Genomic DNA, 19,170 nt, shown 5'->3' on the forward strand with positions numbered 1-19,170 from the left:
GAGTTGGAACGATGTCCCAAACCATTGCCGCGATCGGTGAACAGGCCCTGCTGGACGGCTTCCGGCTCGCCGGCGTGAGCGTCTTCGCAAGTTCCACCGATGAGGAAATCCGCCGCGCGTGGACGGCACTGCCCGCTCACACGGCAGTCGTCATCCTCACGCCCCGATCTGCACACGCGCTGGCGCCGGTTATGGCCGATCCACGCTCGCCCATGACGGTGGTGCTTCCATGACCGGGCTGGCACCGGAAGCCAACGCCGCCTTGGAACCGGTGCGCAAGGCACTCCACTCCGCGGCCGAAAAGCAAGCCGCTGAGCTCCGGGACGACGCCCGCAGTCAAGCTAGTGCCCTGTTGGATGCCGCAAGGGCCGAAGCCGCAGCGGTCCTCTCCGCCGCAGCGAACGAGGGCGGGGCCGCAGCCCGTTCCGAGGCGGCACTGCTCTCGGCGCGAGCGCGCCGCGAGGCCCACGAACTGGTACTGGCGCAGCGCAGTTCCATCCGTTTGGAACTCCACCGCCGGGTGCGGGAGGCGGCGGCTGGACTCACATCAGATCCCCGCTACGCCGAGGTGATGGAGCGGCTGACCCAACAGTGCCGGGAATTGCTCGGTCCGGATGCCGGCGTGTCCGAAAGCCCCGGCGGCGGCGTCGTCGCCGAAGCCGGCTCACGCCGTCTTGATCTTTCCCTTCCGGTGCTTGCCGGGATGACCCTGGATTCGATGCCCGGGGCGAGTGAGCTGTGGAGCCGGTAGTGGGCCGGCGGGATGGCACTGTGGTGCACGTTAACGGGCCTCTGGTGGAAATCGAGGGGGTTGACGCGCTGTCCATGCTTGAGCTGATCGCCGTCGGACCCCGGCGCATCAGCGCCGAAACGGTGGCCATTGCCGGGACCCGGGCAACGCTGCAGGCTTATGAATACACGGGCGGGCTGAAAGCCGGCGATGCTGCAGCCCCGACCGGCGGGGAGCTGTCCGGGCTCATGGGCCCGGGCCTGCTCGGCCAGGTCTTCGACGGGCTGATGCGGCCGCTGTCGTCGGCCCCGATGTGGCTGACACCCGAGCGGTCCGGATCCGCGGAAAACCCCACGGTACTGGCCCGCGAATGGACCTTTAAGCCGGAGGCGGTGGCCGGTGCCTGTGTTTCTCCGGGCGATGTCCTCGGCACGGTGCCGGATTCGGGGTCGGTGGTGCACCGGGTTCTGGTGCCGCCGGGCGTGTCCGGGGAGCTCGGCTGGCTGGCGGCCGAGAGCCGTGTCCACGCGCTCGACACGGTAGCCGTGATTGCCGGCCACGAGGTGGCGCTCTCCGAACGCTGTCCGGTCCGCCGGCCGCGTCCTTTCCGGTCCAGGCACAGCGGCACCGTGCCGCTGCACACCGGCCAGCGGGTACTGGACCTGATGTTTCCGGTGGCGCGCGGGGCTGCCGCGGCTGTTCCGGGCGGATTTGGAACGGGCAAGACGATGATGCTGCAGCAGATCGCGAAGTGGAGCGATGCCGACGTCATTGTCTATGTGGGCTGCGGAGAACGGGGCAATGAAATGGCCGACGTCCTCGACGGGCTCTCGCAGCTTGAGGACGGACGCACCGGGGGAAAGCTGATCGACCGCACCGTCATCATCGCCAATACCTCAAACATGCCCATGATGGCGCGGGAGGCGAGCATCTTCACCGGGATCACAGTGGCGGAATACTACCGCGACATGGGTTACGACGTCGTCGTGATCGCGGACTCGACCTCCCGCTGGGCAGAAGCGCTGCGTGAATTCGCCAACCGCAACGGTGACCTTCCCGCAGAAGAGGGCTACCCGGCCAATCTCGCCTCCGAACTGGCCTCTTTCTACGAGCGGGCCGGCCGTGTGACCACCCTCGGCGGGAAGACTGCTTCCGTGACGGTGATCGGGGCTGTGTCCCCGCCCGGCGGTGATATGACGGAACCGGTGACCACGGACACCCAGCGGTTTGTCCGGTCCCTGTGGATGCTGGACCGGGATCTTGCCTATTCCCGGCATTATCCCGCCGTGAGCTGGACCGGCTCCTTCGCCCGAGATGCGGAAGCCGTCGGCAGCTGGCATCGGGACCACGGAGATCCGGGCTGGGCCGCCCGCCGGGCCCGCGCCGCCGCCCTGCTCGCCGAGGCGGACCGCCTGGCCGAACTGGCGGAAATCATCGGAACCTCGTCGTTGCCGGGCCACGAACGGATGGTGCTGCTGGGCGGTCGCCTGCTGCGGGACGGCGTGCTCATGCAGAACGCGCTGAGCGCCAACGATGCGTTCTGTTCCGCGGAAAAAGGTGCCGCTCTGCTGGACCTCGTGCTCGACGTCGTCGCCGCGTGCCAGAGACTCGTGGAACGGGGCGTGGCCGCCACCACCATCGAGCAAACCGATCTCGGTCCGGTCCTTCGGGCCCGCGAAGAAACGGGGCCCTCGGACGCCGCAGCTGTGAAGGCCCGGAGCGGCGAAGTACTCAGGGCGTTGGAGGCCCTGCAATGAACCATACAAACGTCACGGAGACCGACGGTGCCGGACCGGTTCCGTTTTCCCGGGGCTTCGCCGCGCAGATCTCCCACGGAGATGTCCGGGAGCTCCGTGGGCCACTGCTCATTGCGGGCGGGATAGAAGGCGTGGGTTGGGATGAATTCGCCACCATAGATATGGACGGCGGCGAGCGGCGCCATGGCCTGGTCCTCGAAGTGGACCAGGACCTCGCCACCTTGCAGGTGCTTGAAAGCACCGACGGGATGTCGCTGGGAGGGATCCGGATCCGTTTTGAGGGCCGCCCCCTTCACATCGAGGTGGGAACGGGATGGCTGGGGCGGGTATGCAACGGACGCGGTGAACCGCTCGACGGCGGACCGCCGGTGACGGGCACGGCCACCCTTCCTGTCAGTGGTTGGCCGCTGAACCCGGTTTACCGGGAACCGCCGCAGGAACCTGTCCTGACCGGCATTTCGGTCATCGATGGATTGACCACTCTGGTCAGGGGACAAAAACTCCCCATCTTCTCCGTACCAGGACTCCCGCACCTGACGCTCGCCACCCAGATCGCGGCACAGGCAACCTCCGGCGGCCACTCATTCCGGGTGGTGTTCGCCGCCATGGGGCTGACCCATGCGGACATCGCATATGTCCGGGACCGTCTTGAAGAACGCTCCGCCGGGGGAGAGCTGGTTCTCCTCCTCAATGCTGCCGACGACCCGGTCATTGAACGGATCCTCACACCGCGCATCGCGCTGACCATCGCAGAACACCTCGCATACACCGAGGGCCATGACGTGCTCGTGATCATGTCAGACATGACGAGCTATGCCGAAGCGGTCCGTGAGGTGTCCGCGGCGCGGCGGGAAATCCCGGCACGCCGCGGCTACCCGGGTTATCTGTACAGCGATCTTGCCACCCTTTACGAGCGTTGCGGGCGTGTCAAGGGCCACGAGGGCTCGGTAACGATCGTTCCGGTGCTGACCATGCCGGCGGGCGATATAACCCACCCGGTGCCTGACCTGACGGGTTACATCACGGAGGGGCAGATTGTCCTTGCGCCTGAGATAGCCGCCCGTGGGATATATCCGCCGGTGGACGTCCTCTCCTCCCTGTCGCGCCTGATGCGCAGCGGCGCCGGCAAGGAGCGGACCCGGGAGGACCACCTCGACGTGGCGGCCCAGGTTCTTGCCGCCATGGCGCGTGCGCGGCAGGCCACCGAACTGGCGGAGCTGGTGGGGGCGGCCGCATTGAGCGAAACCGACCGCAGCTACATCCAGTACCGGACGCTGGTGGAAAACGGTCTCTTCAACCAGGGGCGCGACGAAATCCGGTCCTTGGACGATACTCTGGGCCGGGCCTGGGCGGCGCTGGCGGCGCTGCCGGAACAGGAATTGACCATGGTGTCCACCACGTTCCTGGGGCGTTACCTTCCCCGCCGGGATGACCGCCCATGAGCAGCATGGGACGGGCAGGCAAGGTCCGGGTCGAGCGCCGGCTGATGACCGCGCGTCACGGCGCACGGCTGTTGGACCGAAAGCAGCACATTTTGGCGGACGAGCTGGAACGGCTTCAGCTTCGTGCGGAACTCGCCCGCACGGAGTGGGAGGAGCTGGCAAGAGAAGCCGCGCTCTGGCTGCGTCGCGCTGCCGCACTGGACGGAAGCGCACGGATCGAGGAGGCCGCGCCGTTGGAGCCGGCAGGACTCCAACTGCGGTGGGGCAGCACGATGGGCGTGGCGTATCCCGAGGATCCAGAGTGCCAACTCCCGGCGGCGCCCGCCGCGGGCGGAAGCTCGGCACTGTCCTACGCGGCCGCCGTTCATCGCAGCGCGCTCGAAGCCGGGGTACGATACGCCGCCGACCAGCGCGCGGAAATGCTGCTGACTGCCGAACTGGCCGCGACCCGGACCCGGCAGCGGGCGGTTGAGAACCGCTGGATTCCCCGACTGGAAAACGAACTGCTGAACATCCGGCGGCAGCTTGACGCGCAGGAACTCGAAGAGAGCCTGCGCCTGCGCTGGGCCGCTGACCGAAACTCAGGGAACACCGCGGGACCGGCGCTAGGTGCCGCCCGGAAGGGCGCCTCATGAGCGATGTGATCCTGGTGGCAGTGAATGACTCCCGGGCCGCGTTCCGCGCCGCAGAAGTGGCCGTCGACTACGCGCGGAGGGTAGGCGCAAGCCTGAGGGTCGTGACAGTCAGGGACCCCGGGGCGCTGGACAAGCATCCCGGCGCCATTGACCCGGCCGCCCTGGCGAGACACACCGACTTGGCAGCTCAAGCAGCGCTCAGCCATGTTGCCGCGCTGGCAGCGGCGGCAGGAGTGGAAGTATCCTTCAGCCAGCGCTCCGGACGGGTTGCGGCTGAGATCCTGGCCGAGGCCCGTGAGGTCAAGGCGGCCCTGATAGTGGTCGCCCTGGTGGACCGGCCCGGCAGCGCAACGCCTTATATCGGAAATCACACGTTGCGGGTTCTGGAGTTCTCGGGTGTCCCCGTGATGGTGGTGCCGCTGCGTGAGGTCTAAGTGCCCCACGGGCCACTCCTGCCCGAACAGCGCCAGGGCCGGGCCGCAGACGTAGGTTCGGTTCATGCTGCGCCGCGCCGCGGTCCGCGGTGCTGATGCCAGACAAAGGCGAGTCTAAGGGCGGAGATGGAGGCCAGCGACACACCGATGAGCAGCAAGGTGGCCCGGTCGTGGAGGCTGAGTTGGATCCCCAGGATGGCCACAGCGCCAAGGCAGGCCACAAACCCGGTGCCGCTGACCAGTCGGGGCCAGAAGCCCGGCAGGACCCGGGCGGCAAGCAGGTTCGTGGCTCCGAAGACGGCCAGGAAGACCGCCGATCCGAAGGTCAGGAGGACAGTGATGTCCGGCAGCATGGCGAAGGCGCCGCCGAACACTGCCAGGAAGACGAGCGCGGTGGCGGGCAGACCGGCCCGGCTTCTTGCAAACGCCGCCGGCAGCTCCTTTGCCAGTGCAATCTCGTGCATCTGGCGCGCCGTCGAGAACAGCGTGGCGTTGATCGCGGAACTCGCCGCCAGAAGCGCCCCGAGGCTCGCGATCCAGTATCCCGCTGGCCCGAGGGCCGCCTGGCCCGCCGCGGCGAATGCCACTTCTTTTTGGGCAACGATGACGCTGTCGGAGACCAGCATTTGAGAGCCTACCGTCACGGTGACGTACACCAGCGTTACGATCGCGACCGAGAGGTAGAGTGCACGTGGCAGTGTCCGGCGTGGCCTCACGAGGTCATCGTAGTCGTAGGAGAGCAGCTCGAACCCCTCGTAGGCGACGAAGATCGATGCCGACGCTACGATGACACCGGCCAGGCCCTTGTCATCCAACGGGGCAAGCCTCTCCGGGGAGAAGTGAACGAAGCCGATGGCGGAGATCAGGGCAAGAACCGCGACCTTGGTCAGGACCACGACGTCTTCCGACAGAGCCGATGCGCCCACTCCGCGCAGGTTGATCCCCAGAAACACCAGCAGGATCAGGACGGCGAAACCGTTTGCGAACGCTCCCGGCAGACCAAAAGCATGTGCAGCGTAGTGGCCGAAGGTGAAGCCGTACACCGCTAAAGCGATCAGATATCCGAACATCAGTAACCACGAGATGTAAGATCCGGCGCGCGGGTACCCGGCATTGTGCAGGTAGACAAAGAGGCCGCCGGAACGTCCGGCCCGGGCCGAGAGTGCCGCGAAGGAATGCGCGGTCACCATGGCGATGGCCCCGCCGATGATGAAGCTCCCGACGGCGAGGTGTCCGGCAAGCGCGACGGTCACACCCAGGACGCTGAAGATGCCCCCGCCGATCATGCCTCCGACCGCCATCGCCACCGCATCACGCAAGCGGAGCTTACCCAGCCCCTTGTCCCGGTGCGCAGCCGTCCTGGGATGGAACGCCGCCTTCGGTGTCAGAGGTCCCGAATTCATGTCGTGCGCCCAATCTCTATGCCGGTGTCGTCCGGCTGTAGTGCCTGCGCCGACCGTAGCACTGACTCTGAACGGTGCGGGCACGTGAGGGCTAGGATGCTCACTGAGGCCAGTGAAAGGAAAGACAAATGACCAGTAACAGCGCATTCACGATTGTGGTGGGCTTTGACGGTTCCGAACATTCTCAGACAGCGCTGAACTGGGCTATGGACGAGGCCCGACAGCGCGACGGCCAGCTTCGCCTGGTCACAGCCTGGAACAAGGCGCGGATGGCCTGGTTTCCGGCTGTGCTGGAAACGGCGGCGGGTGAAATCGCCGCTGAAGAGTCCCCAGAGCAAATCGCGGGGACCCTTCAGGCTGAGGCGCTGAAGTCCGCTTCAGATGAGGGCGTGACCGCCACCGGGCAGGTCGTTCACAGTGATTCACCGGCGTCAGCAATACTCGACGCGGCCCGGAACGCGGATCTTGTAGTCGTTGGCTCCCGCGGGCACGGCGGATTTCCCGGTTTACACCTGGGCTCGGTCACGACCCAGGTCATCAGCCACGCACCGTGTCCGGTCCTGGTCGTCCGGCCCAAGGCCACCTGAGGCGTCAACCGCCGGCAAACCACCGCGGCGTCGGGGGAGGTCGGCTGTCGAATTGCCTGGCGACGATGACGTCCGTCGAGGAATGGGCCAGGATCGACAGCACAATTACCAGCGCCACGACATGAAAAAGCTCATCGGAGCGTTCCACGCCTGATTCCAGAACGAGAAGCCCATAGACGACAGAGGCGAACCCTTTCGGGCCGAACCACATAGCCGCGAGCTGTTCCTTGGCCGGCAGCCGCGTTCCGAGGAAGGAAATCAGCAGAGCCAACGGGCGGGCCACGACGATGGCCAGGACAGCGAAGACCCATCCCGTCCAGGCGATCTCTCCGAACAGGAACGTTGGTGTGATCAACGCACCAAACACCAGGATGGCCGCCAGCTTAAGCAGTTCGGACACCAGTTCCCCGAACTGTTCGAATTCCTCCCGGAAGCCCGGGCCCGCGGTAGCGACCGTGATGCCGGCCGAGAACGCGGCGAGGAAGAGGTTGGCCCCGGTCACCAGGCAGATGGCAAGTACGAGAAGGCCGATGGATACCGCCACCAGTGGTTGCAGTCCCTTCGTTGCCTTCAAAAAGGGAAGCCGCTCCAGCCAGATGACGACCAGCGGGACCAGGACTCCGATGAGCAGACCCAGGGCGATTTCTTCGGCCAGAACACCAATGCCAACGTCCATTCCGCCACCGAGGGCCAGCAGCACGAGAACTATGGGCAGGGCCAGCCCGTCATTGAGCCCTGACTCGACGTTGAGGAGGTGGCGTAGGCGCCCGGGAACTTCCTTACGCCCCACAATGGCTGCCGCGAATACCGGATCGGTGGGTGCCAGCACTGCACCGAGCAAGAAGCACTGAAGCCAGGGGAGCTCCACAATGTAATGGGCCAGCAGAGCGGTGATAAGAAATGTCAGCGGCAGGCCGAGCAGCAGCGCCCGGCCAGGCAAACGCCACGCCCTCCGAAGATCGGATATCCCCACTTTCATGCCGTCCGTATACAGGACCGAGAACAGGGCCAGCTGGGCCAGCACCCCGACGACAGGAGTGCCGGGTGTTATGGGGACAACTCCGAGAACGCCCTGGCCCAGGACAAAGCCGCCGAGAAGGAACAGCACCGCGGTGGAAAGTACCGTCCGGCTGGCAAGTTCGGAGATGAGGACACCCAACAGAAGCAGCACCGCAAAAGCAAGAGTGAGCATCGGTATCATCCGCATTCCCCCATCTGCTTGGGTGCGTCAGAATTCAGGAGCACAACTGCTTTGGCGCCAGGAATCAGGTGCTGCTCAAGGGCCGGACAATCAGGACCGGGCAGGGGGCATGGTGGGCGACCTGGCTGGAGACTGATCCGAGCAGCAGCCCGGCGAATCCTCCGTGTCCCCGGGATCCCACGATGAGCAGGTCCGCGTTTTTGGCAGCGTCCATCAGCGCGGTGGCGGGGGAATCCCGAACGAGCATTCCCGTGATGTCCACGCCCTCAGCAGCGACGGCGTTCAGCGCGTCGGCCTGGACACGTTCAGCTGCGTGAAAGGAGTCGTTGGTGCCGCTGTCTTCTACCGTTGACGGCACAGGCGGATAGTGCCAGGCGGTGATGAGGCGGACCTTTCCGTGGCGGATGCGTGCTTCGTCCACGGCCCAGTGAAGGGCTGCGAGCGACTGTTCGGATCCGTCGACACCGACCACGATCAGGAATGTACCGGCAGCATCCATTCGTCCGTCCCCTCGCATCCGCTGTCCCACGGCATCGGCCAGTGTCAGTCTGTGCCCGTCGTGGTGAGCGGTCAAGACCCTCCTCCGTGCCGCACCGTACAGGCCGCAGCGGAAGCCCGCTTATTGGAAGCAGCCGTACCCAGATCCCGACAGGCTAGTCGTTCGGACGGCATCCACACACGGCAGCTTGGCGGTGAACCGGACGTCCACAGGGACGTCCAGGGTTGCTTCATTCAGTGTTGCTGTCACGGTTTACGCGTTCTCCCAAATTCCTGTTCATCATTTCGGCGGGTGACCTACCGGACTTCACACCGAGGTCCGGTAGGTCACCGGACCGCCCTTCCACGTCACTTCCGCGGCTTTCGCCGTGCAGGCGTACACCTCGCCGTCCATCAGTTCCTCGCGGTTCGGGAACCGGATCAACGCCTTCACCGGGACTGCGCCTGCAGCTGGCTCGCTCCGAACCCACAACACAACCCGAAAACAAATATTCCCATTAGCTTCAGGGCGGTTCTTGGCCTCTGATCTGCTGAAACGCCTAGGGACAGGTGTTTGAGACCGGCACCTGCCGGCAGCGGCCGTCACCTTCGTGTCATACACCTGACTGTCAATTCGTTGCGGCTCTGTAGGGGTCGTTGTTGCTGCCGCGGACAATCCGGCTTCGGTGGGGGAGACGAGTGAGGCCACCGAAAGAATCTGAACGGGTCTTCTGCGCGCTAAGCTCGGCTGAAGCCCAGCACTATGGTAGCCATCATCCTTGGACGGAGGCGTGAGCAAAGGGTGCACGACTCCCTGCGCCGGGCCGACGGGGGATCCTGACCCCTTTGACCGCGCCGTGCTCCTCGCGGAGTGTGGCATTCACCATCGCGACCTCACCCGACGGGGAACTTACCGATGAAGGTACTGATCATGACACTGGGGACGCGCGGTGACGTCCAGCCATTCATAGCGCTGGCACGGGGATTACTCGCTGCCGGGCACGAAGTGGTGCTCACCGCGCCGCAACGGTTCACCGGGTTCGCCGCTGGTCACGGGGTGCCGTTCGCGGGCGTGGACGACGGCCCGATGCGGTTGATGGACGACCCGGCAATTGCGGGCGCGGTGATAGAGGGCGGTGCGCGCGCCCGGCTACAGCAGGTACGGACCATGCCGGCTATGTTCACCCAACTGCTGGCCGACTGCTGGGCCGTCGCTTCGCACGGCGCGGGTGCCGGTGCGGATGTCGTGGTGCACAACGGACAGATCATCGCCGGGCAGCACGTGGCCGAGAAGCTCGGTATCCCGGCGGTGCTGGCTCTGCCGATACCGATGTACGTGCCGACCAAGGAGTTTCCCTGGCCGGGCGTGGGCATGCCGTCCTGGCTGCCTGCCGCGGCCAATCGGGCCACGTTCCTGGGGATGAAGGCCCCGGCGGCAATATTCGGCCGGGTCGTCGACCGGTGGCGCGAGGACACACTTGGTCTCCCGCGCCGCCGCGGCCGGCACGACCCGCTGCGGCGACCGGACAACGGCCAGGCTCCGGTGCTGCACGCTTTCAGTCCCTCGGTGTTGCCCCCGCCAGCGGACTGGCCGGTCTCGGTGCACACCACGGGCTACTGGTTCCTTCCGCCATCGGACGAGACGCTGCCGCCGCACGTCGAGGACTTCCTTCGAGCCGGTGACCCGCCGGTGTTCGTCGGGTTCGGGTCAATGTCCGGCAAGGACCCCGCGCGCACGACCGCCCTGGTCCTGGAGGCCGCACGCCGCGCAGAGAAACGCCTGATGATCGGCGCGGGCTGGGGCGGACTGGACAGCAGCATGTCAGGTGATGGCGTTCTTGTTGTGGAGGATGTGGACTACCTGAGGTTGTTCCCGCGTATGGCTGCCGTGGTGCACCACGGGGGCGCAGGCACAGCCGGCACCGCATTTGCCTCCGGACGCCCGCAAGTGGTGTGCCCGTTCGTCGCGGACCAGCCGTTTTGGGCTCGGCTGGCACACCACCGCGGTGTCGCTCCCGCACCTCAGCCGCAACGCCACCTCACGGCCGCCGGCCTCGCCTCCGCCATCACCACCGCCGCTACAGATTCCGATATGGCACGTGCCGCCCAAGAGTTGGGCCACCGAGTACGCGCCGAGGACGGAATATCTGCAGCGGTGACCGCGCTGGAGCGCATCGCGGTGCCATAAGCGCAGGGGGCTTTGCAGGTGGCCCATTATGCGAGGCCCGAAGACGCGTGCAGGTTAGCCTTGTCGTGAACAGGGATGGATCCTCGTCGAAAAGGAGACCACCATGCCCGCCCATACTGCTCTCACGCGATCGCTGCTCGCGAGCGGCATCATCGCGGGAGCGATGTTGCCCATCATTGTCGGATTTGACGGAGCCACGCGTCAGGGGTACGGCGTGTGGCGCAATGGCGTGAGTCGACTTGGAACCGGAGACGGAGCATGGGTGTTCGCAATCGTGTTCGTACTCGGCGGAGCTCTCATCGGACTCTTCGCACTCGGACTTCGGCGCTTGCTGCGATCTGGTCGTGGAGCGACATGGGGTCCCATTGTGATCGCATTGGCCGCTGTCGGCTTCATCATCGGCGGCCTGGTGCCCACGGATCCCGGGCTGGGTTACCCGCCGGGGGAGCCGCCCACTGCAACGCTTTCCGGGCGAATCCACCAAGGTGCCGGCACCCTGGTCTTCGGTGGCCTCTCCGCAGCGGCATTTATCCTGGCAAGACGGCTCCGTTCTGATGCTCGAGGGCTGGCGAGCTTCTCGCTCGTCACCGGCACGCTGATCATCGTTTTCGCGTTTGCGGCCGGGATCGCTTACCGCCTGGATTCGCTCGAGATCTGGCGGCCCGCACCGGCCGGGATCCTCGAGCAAGTATCGCTCCTCACCGCCTACGGCTGGCTTATCGCAATCGGAATCCACTACTACCGCACCCAATCCGTCGGTGCGAGCACGTAGGCGCACCACCGTGTCTGGATTCCCCGAGGACCCTTACTACGCCTCTGACGCTTTCGTGGGTTATTCGGACCAAAGCTACAACTAGGGCTGTTTCCTTTCCCCCGACCGGGCAAGGGCTGCTGCAGACGGTGCTGGCTGTGATGTGGTCAGAGGAAGTAGCGCAGCCAGAGGTAGGGCACGCTGAGTCCTATCGTGATTGCTGTGACAATGAGTCCGTACTTGGTGAACGTCCAGAACGAAATCGGGTGGCCGTTTCGTTTGGCTATTCCGATGACGACGACGTTCGCGCTGGCGCCGACGGCGGTTGCGTTGCCGCCAAGGTCCGCACCGAGGGCGAGTGACCACCAGAGGGGCTGAGCAGCAGCGCCGCCTGCTTGGACGAGGTCGTTCGTGATCGGGGCGATGGCCGCAACGTAGGGGATGTTGTCGATGACGCCCGAGGCCATAGCTGAGCCAATCAAGAGCCAGATGGCTGCGATGCCGTAATCGTCGCCGACGACGGCGGCCGCTGTCTGTCCGACAGTATCCATGATGCCGAGATTGACCAGGGATCCGACCATGATGAACAGCCCGGCGAAGAACAGCAGGGTTTCCCACTCGACGTCATCGAAAACCTTGCGCGGCTCGAGGCGGGCAAGCAGCACCAGCAGACCTGCCCCGAGAAGCGCGACGATGGCCGGTTCGAGTCCGATGATTGGGTGGACGATGAATCCGAACAGCACCAGGGCCAGGACGACGAGGCTTTTGATCAGCAGTGCCTTTTCGCCGATGGCTTCCCTTTCTTTGAGCGCCATTATTCGTGCCGCTCGATCCGGGTGGTAACGGAAGGCCGAACGGAACAGGATCCGGCATAGCCCGATGAACACAAGTAGGAGAATCGCTATCAGCGGCGCGAGGTTGATGATGAAATCGTTGAAAGTCAGCCCGCCCCGGCTGGCGATGATGATGTTTGGAGGATCCCCGATGAGAGTCGAGGTTCCGCCGATGTTGCTGGCCATGCTTTCGGCGATCAGGAAGGGAACTGCGGGGGCCGCGAGCCGTTCACAGACGAGGAGAGTCACGGGTGCGACTAGCAGGACGGTGGTGACGTTATCGAGGAACGCGGAAAGTACTGCCGTGATGACCACGAGCATGACCATGATCTTGAACGGGCGTCCGCGTGCTTTCTTTGCCGCCCAGATGGCGAGAAATTCGAAGAAGCCCGTTTGGCGGAGGACGCCGACGATGATCATCATGCCCAGGAGCAGGAAAATGACGTTCCAGTCAATTCCGCTGTCCACGGAGAAAAAGATGCCGTGGTCATCCGTAGCGCCAATAAGAAGCATAGCCGCCGCCCCGCAGAGGGAGGCCGTGAGGCGGGGCACCTTCTCCGTTGCGATCAGGACGTAAGCACCCAGAAAGATCGCCAGGGCGAGGGCGATCTGCACACTCATCCCGTCCTGCCCTCCGGTCCCTTCCCGGCCCAGTAGCCAAGGATGGCGTTGACGACGGAGGGGAGCGTCACGAATGTGGGAGCGTCCTTGGGCGAACCTTTGACGCGTGCAATCTGTGTGCGGGCATCCACCATGCGGGCTGCGACCTCGATCAGCGTATCGTCAGGCTCGATAGTCAGCATCCTGCGTACTGTGACGCCGTCGTCGTCCAGTAGTTCCCCGATGGTGCGTTCGTCCAGGCGATCCCACAGCTCTCCGGCGCCTTTCTCATCGAAGACGCTGGAGAGGGAGGGGTCATCGATGATGTAGTCCGGCACCATGAGCTGAAGGACATCCACGGCTGAAAGGATCGCGGTCGGGGTGCCGGACTCGTTTGCGATGACAAGCCCTACCAAGCCGCCCTCGGCGATCAGCCGTCCGGCCTCCACTGCTGTGGTCTCCCGACGGGCAACGGGCAATACGACTTGCAGGTCGGCGGCACGCATGGCGACCCTCTCTGCTCGGAAAATTCACAAAGATGCTTCCGCCATAATCGTCGTCGCGAGGACAAAAGCTTGCTTGGCATCGTGTTTCCTTGGCTGCTGGATTGCCTACAGTCTGCTACCGCCGTCTTTCAGGGGCAAGGTGGAAGCAAGCCTTCGCCTGTCGGCTCGCTTGATCGCGGGCGCGGGGCTAGCCGATGATGGGTCGTTCTTCCGGGAGCTGGTAGAGCCGTGGGTGGGAGGAGAGGGCGAGGGCGGAGGCGACGGTGATGGTGCCGATGCGGCCGGTGAACATGAGAGCCATGAGTACCCATTGGGCGTTGGCGGGCAGGTTGTAGGTGATTCCGGTGCTTACACCCACGGTAGCGAACGCGGAAATTGATTCGAACAGGACTTTCTCAAGGCTGTAGTCCGTGAACATCAGAAGCAGCAGAGTGCCGCCGATCACGGCGGCGACTCCAAGGAGCGCGACAGAGAGGGCCTGGCGTTGGGCGGAGGAACTGATGGAGCGGTGGGCGATGGTGACGTGGTCGCGCCCCCGGACCTCGTTCCAGATCGCAAACCCAAGGACCAGGAACGTGGTGATCTTGATGCCGCCCGCGGTGCCTGCGCTGCCACCGCCGATGAACATCAGAATATTGGTGACCATCAGGGTCTCAGGGGAAGCGGAGGCGTAATCGATGCTGTTGAACCCTGCCGTGCGCGGGAACACGCTCCCGGCCAAGGTTGCCAGAAGTTTCCCGCTCAACGACATTGGACCAAGGGTCTCGTCCCGGTTCCATTCAAAGGCGCCGAAGAACGCAAACCCTGCGACGAGGAGCAGCAGGGTGCCGAAGACGGTCAGACCAAGGTGGACGGACCAGTCCTTCATCCTTACACCGCCCTTGAGCAGGGCGATGAGCACGGGGAACCCGAGCCCTCCGGCGATCACCGCCAGGCAGATCGGGATGATGATCCAGGGGTCGCCGGCGAAACTGACCAGATTGTCGCTATAAAGGGCGAAACCGGCATTGTTGAACGCTGAAACAGCGTGAAACGCCCCGTGCCAGAGAGCCGTGCCCGGATTGTCGTCGTAAGCAGACCAAAAGCGGACCGTGAGAACGGCGGCCGTGAACGCTTCAAAAACAACCATGATCCGGGCGACCCGGAAAACGACCGACCGGACGTCGCCGAAGTTCAGGGTGTGTGTTTCGGACTGCACGACCAGCTGGCCCCGGAGCCCGATGCTTTTGCGCACGAGCAGCGCCAACAAGGTCGCCAATGTCATGATGCCGAACCCGCCGACTTGAATCAGCCCGAGAATCACGGCGTGCCCGAAAGGTGTCCAGAACGTTGGGGTGTCGACAGTGATCAGACCTGTGACGCAGACAGCCGATACGGCCGTGAACAGGGCCGGAAGTACGGGGTCTGCCTCTGCTGCCGTTCGCGCGGCGGGCAGCATCAGCAGTCCGGAGCCCAAGAGGATCACGGCGAGGAACGCCAGGGGCACCGAACGGACCGGATGCAGCAGCCCGCGTCCGGCCCTGTCGCCCTGTGCTCTGATCCGCGGCTTCATTCGCGGGCCGCCATCCAAGGGAGCGGCATTGCGGATCTTCAGCCCCTTTTCTCTTCCGCCGGCCCTCATTCGGACATCTCCTCGGCTTCTGCTGCGACGTTGCGGATACCCCGCGGCCGTCCGGCGCTGACCCATGCCCCGTACAGGACGGCCGCGATTATCAGGGCCGCGGCCAGGCTGATTAGCGGCAGGCCCCGGGAGAGGTTGGCGATCAGGGTGAACGCCACCACCGCGGCGCCTGCAATATTCATGATGAGGTAGCCGCGGCGGCCCTCACGGTTGGAAAAAAGGGCCATGGAAAGCAGACCGGCCAGGAAGCTCAGGAAAACCGACACGGCGTAAAAAAGCACAAGTTCCTGGTCGATGCCGCCGGCTGCAGCGGTAACGGCGCATGCCAGAACGATGAACAGCACCACCCCCCAGTAGGGCGTGTGGTGGGTGTTTGTGTGTCCCAGCGCGGGAGGTAGGATGCCGACGGTATCGCCCTGTCTGTTGGTGTGGCGGGCGAGGGCCTTGAGCAGGCCCGGTCCTGCCTGGAAAGAGGAGCTTGCGGCGGAGAGAAGCAGCAGGGCGGTAACGAGCTGGAAGGCGGCAAAGACCGGGTCGGGAGCTGCCAGTCGGGCCAGTTCAGCGATCTGGGTGCTGTCCTCGGGCGGGATGCCGATCTGCAGGTGGGCGGCTTCTAGGGTGAGGCCCAGAGTGATCGCTCCGACGATGGCGAGAGTCAGCCACAGCGTCACCCTCCCGAATCGGCTCCGGCCGGCATCATCCAGCTGGCCCAGCTGGGCGATCGCGGACGACGGGGCTTCCACGCCCGTGGCCAGGGCCATGGCCACGGGGAAGGCCAGTATCACGGCGATGACCGGAGGATGTCCGGGTGTGTCGGTGATCGTTCCTACCGGTTGCGGGGTGGCGCCCAGGCCGTAGAGCAGAACGAGGATCGATACGATGATGAATCCCACAGTCATTGCGGCGAACACCAGCCGCCCCAGATGCCCGAACCACGTCCCGGCGCCGACGAGGATAACCAGGCCCAGCGCGAGCAGCAGCCGCCAGGGCGCCAGCGCGGGAAAGTAGGCGATAGCCGCTGACGCCCCGGCAGAGACGCTGATGGCGATCGTGAGGACGAAATCGACCACCAGCGCGCCGATCGGTACGAAGGACCAGCGGTCCCCGAAGGCTTCACCGACTGCTGCCGACGCTCCGCCGCCCTGCGGATAGCGGATCACCAGTTGCCGGTAATTGAGGATCACCAGGGCGATGATCGCCACGACGAGAACCATCGTGGGCACAAGCAAGGCCAGGTCACCGTTCAGCGCCCGGAGAGCTGCTTCAATCGCGTAAGCGACTGAAGACACGGGGTCTGCCATCACGGCAAACGAGAATGCCAGCAGTAAGGCTGTCCGGGAACGGAGTGCTCCGGCGAGTCCGCCGCCGGGGGCTACCCTCTCAGGTGCCGGCATCGGATGGTCCTTTCCTCTCGTCGGCCCGGCCTGCTAATACCAGTCCGTGACCCGGCCGGACTGGCCAGACCATCTCGGAGCCTAACACCGGCAATCCCGCGCGCCGCCGGCGGCGGGGGAGTCTTTACGAATCCTTAACGCCGCCGGGTCCGGGGCGCTGCACCCCCGTGACAGGTCTGGCCCCGTGTTGCGCACTCCTCCGGGCCGGAGGCGTGTGTGCTGGTCTTCCCCGGCCGTTCGGGTGCTTGTATGCTGTGGATCGGAGAGCCGGGAAGCCTGGTCGGCCCGTGGGCGTTGCCCGCGAAACGCCCCGGCGACCGCCTCGGGTGTTCGCGTGATGACCTGAGGAGCGGCCGGCTCATGAATGCAGCAACACAACCTGTCATCGAGACCCTAGGTCTTGTCAGGGATTTCGGCAGGACACGGGCACTGGACGGCCTGAACCTGAGCGTCGCCGCCGGTGAAATTCACGGTTTTCTGGGCCCCAACGGTGCCGGCAAATCAACCACCCTGAGGGTGCTTCTCGGGCTGATCCGTCCCACCGCGGGTACGGCGCGGGTTTTCGGCAAGGATCCCTGGGCCGACCCTGTCGCCACGCACCGGGACATCGCTTATGTTCCGGGTGATGTGAGTCTGTGGCCGAATCTTTCCGGTGGGGAAGCCATCGATCTGCTGACCGGCCTGCGCGGCGGCGCGGACGGGAAGCTGCGCCGTGAGCTCATCGAGGAGTTCGAATTCGACCCACGGAAGAAGGCCCGCGCATACTCGAAAGGCAACCGGCAGAAGGTCGCCCTGATCGCCGCGTTCTCCCGTCCCGCCGGGCTGTATCTGCTGGATGAACCCAGCGCCGGCCTGGACCCGGTGATGGATGCCGTGTTCCGCCGCCAAATCCAGCGCGTCACCCACGGGATCAGCATCGATGGCACGGCCGCCGAGGTCGACGCCGATGCCGCCGAGCTGGGGGCTGTCCTGGCCGGCATCGCCGAGCCCGGGATCAGCGGACTCACGGTCGCACCGCCTTCCCGGGAGTCGCTGTTCCTGCGCCGCTACAGCGACCGCAACGGCAGCGAGGTCCAGTGATGCCCGGCGTGGTGCAGCTGGCACGGTTCCAGGCACACAGGGACCAGGTAACGCTGCCCGTCTGGATCCTGGGTATCACACTGCTCGGCTTCGCGACCTCCAGCGCCGTCGCCTCTCAGTTCGGCGATGAGCCCTCGCAGGCAGCGATCCTGACCCTGGCAGCATCGAACCCGGCATTCCTCTTCCTCCGCGGCCTGCCCGACGGCACCGGCGTCGGGCAGCCGTGTTCTTCCAGGGCTACGCGTTCACGGCTGTCCTGGCAGGACTGATGAGCACCTTCGTGGTGGTGCGGCACACCAGCACCGATGAAGAGCTCGGACGGGCCGAACTCCTCGGCTCGGTCCCGCTGCCGCGAGCAGCGTCCCTGGTCGCGACGCTTGTGTTGGGCGCCGTCGCGAACTTGCTGCTGGCCGTGTTTGTCGCCGCCGGTTTCGTCGCGGCCGGGCTGCCGGTTCCCGGCTCCGCGGGGGCCGGTGCCGCCGTCGGTGCTGTCGGTGTGTTCTCTGTGGGCCTGGCCGCGGTCACGGCCCAGCTCCTGCCCTCGGGCAGGAGCGCGAACGGTGCCGCTGCCGGCCTGGTCGGAGCTGCGTATCTGCTCCGGGGGTCGGCGACGCTCTGGGAACCCCGGCGGCGGATCTGTTGCACGTGAGGAGTGCGTGGCCGTCGCTACTGTCGCCCATCGGCTGGGGCCAGCGGACACGGCCGTTCACCAGCGTGGATCTGTTCGCGCTTCTGGTACTTCTCGCTGCCGGGCTGGGCCTGGGAGCAGCTGCAGTGCTGATCCGGCGACGGCGGGATGTGGGAGCCAGCCTCTTGCCGCAGCGCGGCGACAGGGAGCGCGCCGGAGTCGGAGGGACGTCATTTGCGTGTCCAGTGTCGCGCCGTTGAGGGAACTCATTTCCCGGCTCGTGCCGGGCGGCCAGGCCAGGCTGATCGATGTGTTCATCACGGCGCTGCTGGGCGTGGCCGGGGTGTTCGCGGCGGCTGCGGGCATTCAGGCGGTGCTGCGGATGCGCGCAGAAGAGGCCGAGGGCAGGGCCGGGCTCCTTCTGGCCGCGCCGGTGTCCCGGGTCCGCTGGCTCGGCGTGAACCTGGTTATCGCCGCCGCCTCCACGGTCGTTGTCTCCGGAACGGCGGGTACTACTGCCGCCATCGGCCTGGGGCTCTCGGGCACCGTTAACGGTCCCGCCGGGTCCTTGGTGCCGGCAGCGCTGGCGCACGTTCCCGCCGCCCTGGTATTCCTCGCCGCGGCCTCCGTGGCCTTCGCCTCGGCACCGCGGCTCAGTATTCCAGTGGGGTGGGGGATGCTGGCCGTCGGGCTCGTCCTGGGCGAATTCGGGGAGCTGTTCGGCCTGCCGGTGTGGCTCCAGGACGTGAGTCCGTTCCGGCACTCCTCGGCCATGCCCGTGGAATCCTTCGACCCGGCCGGGGCGCTGGGCTTGGCCGTCGTCGCGGCAGCCTTAACCGGCCTGGCCGCCTACTCCATCCAGCGGCGAGACCTCACCGCCTGAAGGGTCATTGTGTGCGAAAG

At 65.5% G+C, this 19,170-nt stretch carries 21 protein-coding genes; 13 read left to right on the forward strand and 8 right to left on the reverse strand.

Annotated elements, in window-relative coordinates; translation table 11 throughout:
- Positions 1-11: 11 nt before the first annotated feature.
- From FCN77_RS11745 to FCN77_RS11770, 6 genes are read left to right on the forward strand one after another with little or no spacing between them, the layout of a single operon-like run.
- Positions 12-233, forward strand: a complete 222-nt coding sequence (locus FCN77_RS11745; RefSeq protein ID WP_137322403.1) for a V-type ATP synthase subunit F — start codon at positions 12-14, stop codon at positions 231-233.
- Positions 230-751, forward strand: a complete 522-nt coding sequence (locus tag FCN77_RS11750; RefSeq protein WP_137322404.1) for a hypothetical protein — start codon at positions 230-232, stop codon at positions 749-751. The genes FCN77_RS11745 and FCN77_RS11750 overlap by 4 nt, the downstream gene beginning before the upstream one ends.
- Entirely contained in the window at positions 751-2,487 is a 1,737-nt protein-coding gene (locus FCN77_RS11755) for a V-type ATP synthase subunit A (RefSeq protein WP_137322405.1), read from the forward strand. The genes FCN77_RS11750 and FCN77_RS11755 overlap by 1 nt, the downstream gene beginning before the upstream one ends.
- Positions 2,484-3,929: a V-type ATP synthase subunit B gene (locus tag FCN77_RS11760; RefSeq protein ID WP_137322406.1), complete on the forward strand. Its 1,446-nt coding sequence runs from the start codon at positions 2,484-2,486 to the stop codon at positions 3,927-3,929. Before FCN77_RS11755 ends, FCN77_RS11760 begins: the two co-directional genes overlap by 4 nt.
- The gene (locus tag FCN77_RS11765) at positions 3,926-4,564 is read left to right on the forward strand and encodes a V-type ATP synthase subunit D (protein ID WP_137322407.1); all 639 of its coding nucleotides are present in this window, start codon (positions 3,926-3,928) and stop codon (positions 4,562-4,564) included. Before FCN77_RS11760 ends, FCN77_RS11765 begins: the two co-directional genes overlap by 4 nt.
- Positions 4,561-4,998 (forward strand): universal stress protein, encoded by a 438-nt coding sequence (locus FCN77_RS11770; protein WP_137322408.1) that lies wholly within the window; start codon positions 4,561-4,563, stop codon positions 4,996-4,998. Before FCN77_RS11765 ends, FCN77_RS11770 begins: the two co-directional genes overlap by 4 nt.
- A 62-nt stretch (positions 4,999-5,060) precedes the next feature.
- On the opposite strand, the gene FCN77_RS11775 is transcribed toward FCN77_RS11770, so the two are convergent.
- Positions 5,061-6,401 carry an APC family permease gene (locus FCN77_RS11775; RefSeq protein ID WP_175417239.1) on the reverse strand — a complete coding sequence of 447 codons (1,341 nt, stop codon included), beginning with the start codon at positions 6,399-6,401 and terminating at the stop codon, positions 5,061-5,063.
- A 128-nt stretch (positions 6,402-6,529) separates the two neighbouring features.
- Here FCN77_RS11775 and FCN77_RS11780 point away from each other — a divergent pair, with 128 nt between their 5' ends.
- Entirely contained in the window at positions 6,530-6,988 is a 459-nt protein-coding gene (locus FCN77_RS11780) for a universal stress protein (RefSeq protein WP_137322410.1), read from the forward strand.
- A gap of 4 nt (positions 6,989-6,992) precedes the next feature.
- Here the strand turns inward: FCN77_RS11780 and FCN77_RS11785 are convergent, their stop codons facing one another.
- The 3 genes from FCN77_RS11785 to FCN77_RS27380 all read right to left on the reverse strand — a co-directional run bounded on the left by FCN77_RS11785 (position 6,993) and on the right by FCN77_RS27380 (position 9,120).
- The gene (locus tag FCN77_RS11785) at positions 6,993-8,180 is read right to left on the reverse strand and encodes a sodium:proton antiporter (RefSeq protein ID WP_254678963.1); all 1,188 of its coding nucleotides are present in this window, start codon (positions 8,178-8,180) and stop codon (positions 6,993-6,995) included.
- 73 nt (positions 8,181-8,253) lie between these two features.
- The gene (locus FCN77_RS11790) at positions 8,254-8,763 is read right to left on the reverse strand and encodes a universal stress protein (protein WP_368074330.1); all 510 of its coding nucleotides are present in this window, start codon (positions 8,761-8,763) and stop codon (positions 8,254-8,256) included.
- A gap of 231 nt (positions 8,764-8,994) precedes the next feature.
- A complete protein-coding gene (locus FCN77_RS27380; RefSeq protein ID WP_302647429.1) occupies positions 8,995-9,120 on the reverse strand; it encodes a hypothetical protein in 126 nt (41 codons plus the stop codon).
- 477 nt (positions 9,121-9,597) lie between these two features.
- On the opposite strand from FCN77_RS27380, the gene FCN77_RS11800 reads away from it, so the two are divergent.
- Positions 9,598-10,854 carry a glycosyltransferase gene (locus FCN77_RS11800; RefSeq protein ID WP_217496287.1) on the forward strand — a complete coding sequence of 419 codons (1,257 nt, stop codon included), beginning with the start codon at positions 9,598-9,600 and terminating at the stop codon, positions 10,852-10,854.
- A 103-nt stretch (positions 10,855-10,957) separates the two neighbouring features.
- On the forward strand, positions 10,958-11,626 hold the full coding sequence (locus FCN77_RS11805; protein WP_137322412.1) for a DUF998 domain-containing protein: 669 nt from the start codon (positions 10,958-10,960) through the stop codon (positions 11,624-11,626).
- Between the two features lie 146 nt (positions 11,627-11,772).
- Here FCN77_RS11805 and FCN77_RS11810 read toward each other — a convergent pair whose 3' ends face one another.
- The 4 genes from FCN77_RS11810 to FCN77_RS11825 form a co-directional block, all read right to left on the reverse strand.
- Positions 11,773-13,059, reverse strand: coding sequence for an ArsB/NhaD family transporter (locus FCN77_RS11810; RefSeq protein WP_137322413.1), 1,287 nt, complete (start codon positions 13,057-13,059; stop codon positions 11,773-11,775).
- Positions 13,056-13,544, reverse strand: a complete 489-nt coding sequence (locus FCN77_RS11815) for a CBS domain-containing protein (protein WP_137322414.1) — start codon at positions 13,542-13,544, stop codon at positions 13,056-13,058. The genes FCN77_RS11810 and FCN77_RS11815 overlap by 4 nt, the downstream gene beginning before the upstream one ends.
- Positions 13,545-13,731: 187 nt before the next feature.
- Positions 13,732-15,096 carry a TrkH family potassium uptake protein gene (locus tag FCN77_RS11820; RefSeq protein WP_137322415.1) on the reverse strand — a complete coding sequence of 455 codons (1,365 nt, stop codon included), beginning with the start codon at positions 15,094-15,096 and terminating at the stop codon, positions 13,732-13,734.
- A 65-nt stretch (positions 15,097-15,161) separates the two neighbouring features.
- A complete protein-coding gene (locus FCN77_RS11825; RefSeq protein WP_137322416.1) occupies positions 15,162-16,559 on the reverse strand; it encodes an amino acid permease in 1,398 nt (465 codons plus the stop codon).
- A gap of 360 nt (positions 16,560-16,919) precedes the next feature.
- Here FCN77_RS11825 and FCN77_RS11830 point away from each other — a divergent pair, with 360 nt between their 5' ends.
- The 4 genes from FCN77_RS11830 to FCN77_RS26875 all read left to right on the forward strand — a co-directional run bounded on the left by FCN77_RS11830 (position 16,920) and on the right by FCN77_RS26875 (position 19,150).
- Positions 16,920-17,639 carry an ABC transporter ATP-binding protein gene (locus FCN77_RS11830; RefSeq protein WP_137322417.1) on the forward strand — a complete coding sequence of 240 codons (720 nt, stop codon included), beginning with the start codon at positions 16,920-16,922 and terminating at the stop codon, positions 17,637-17,639.
- Positions 17,639-17,908, forward strand: coding sequence for a hypothetical protein (locus FCN77_RS26865; protein ID WP_254678964.1), 270 nt, complete (start codon positions 17,639-17,641; stop codon positions 17,906-17,908). The genes FCN77_RS11830 and FCN77_RS26865 overlap by 1 nt, the downstream gene beginning before the upstream one ends.
- Positions 17,908-18,288, forward strand: coding sequence for a hypothetical protein (locus FCN77_RS26870; protein WP_254678965.1), 381 nt, complete (start codon positions 17,908-17,910; stop codon positions 18,286-18,288). Before FCN77_RS26865 ends, FCN77_RS26870 begins: the two co-directional genes overlap by 1 nt.
- A 217-nt stretch (positions 18,289-18,505) precedes the next feature.
- Positions 18,506-19,150, forward strand: coding sequence for a hypothetical protein (locus tag FCN77_RS26875; RefSeq protein WP_254678966.1), 645 nt, complete (start codon positions 18,506-18,508; stop codon positions 19,148-19,150).
- Positions 19,151-19,170: the final 20 nt, after the last annotated feature.

Origin of the sequence: Arthrobacter sp. 24S4-2 (assembly GCF_005280255.1) — a bacterium.
Lineage (GTDB): Bacteria > Actinomycetota > Actinomycetes > Actinomycetales > Micrococcaceae > Arthrobacter.

Coding starts and splice junctions, on each gene's coding strand:
- FCN77_RS11745 (WP_137322403.1), top strand. CDS start 12: ATGTCCCAAACCATTGCCGCGATCGGTGAACAGGCCCTGCTGGACGGC.
- FCN77_RS11750 (WP_137322404.1), top strand. CDS start 230: ATGACCGGGCTGGCACCGGAAGCCAACGCCGCCTTGGAACCGGTGCGC.
- FCN77_RS11760 (WP_137322406.1), top strand. CDS start 2,484: ATGAACCATACAAACGTCACGGAGACCGACGGTGCCGGACCGGTTCCG.
- FCN77_RS11765 (WP_137322407.1), top strand. CDS start 3,926: ATGAGCAGCATGGGACGGGCAGGCAAGGTCCGGGTCGAGCGCCGGCTG.
- FCN77_RS11770 (WP_137322408.1), top strand. CDS start 4,561: ATGAGCGATGTGATCCTGGTGGCAGTGAATGACTCCCGGGCCGCGTTC.
- FCN77_RS11775 (WP_175417239.1), bottom strand. CDS start 6,401: ATGAATTCGGGACCTCTGACACCGAAGGCGGCGTTCCATCCCAGGACG.
- FCN77_RS11780 (WP_137322410.1), top strand. CDS start 6,530: ATGACCAGTAACAGCGCATTCACGATTGTGGTGGGCTTTGACGGTTCC.
- FCN77_RS11785 (WP_254678963.1), bottom strand. CDS start 8,180: ATGCTCACTCTTGCTTTTGCGGTGCTGCTTCTGTTGGGTGTCCTCATC.
- FCN77_RS11800 (WP_217496287.1), top strand. CDS start 9,598: ATGACACTGGGGACGCGCGGTGACGTCCAGCCATTCATAGCGCTGGCA.
- FCN77_RS11805 (WP_137322412.1), top strand. CDS start 10,958: ATGCCCGCCCATACTGCTCTCACGCGATCGCTGCTCGCGAGCGGCATC.
- FCN77_RS11810 (WP_137322413.1), bottom strand. CDS start 13,059: ATGAGTGTGCAGATCGCCCTCGCCCTGGCGATCTTTCTGGGTGCTTAC.
- FCN77_RS11815 (WP_137322414.1), bottom strand. CDS start 13,544: ATGCGTGCCGCCGACCTGCAAGTCGTATTGCCCGTTGCCCGTCGGGAG.
- FCN77_RS11820 (WP_137322415.1), bottom strand. CDS start 15,096: ATGAAGCCGCGGATCAGAGCACAGGGCGACAGGGCCGGACGCGGGCTG.
- FCN77_RS11825 (WP_137322416.1), bottom strand. CDS start 16,559: ATGCCGGCACCTGAGAGGGTAGCCCCCGGCGGCGGACTCGCCGGAGCA.
- FCN77_RS11830 (WP_137322417.1), top strand. CDS start 16,920: ATGAATGCAGCAACACAACCTGTCATCGAGACCCTAGGTCTTGTCAGG.
- FCN77_RS26865 (WP_254678964.1), top strand. CDS start 17,639: ATGCCCGGCGTGGTGCAGCTGGCACGGTTCCAGGCACACAGGGACCAG.
- FCN77_RS26870 (WP_254678965.1), top strand. CDS start 17,908: ATGAGCACCTTCGTGGTGGTGCGGCACACCAGCACCGATGAAGAGCTC.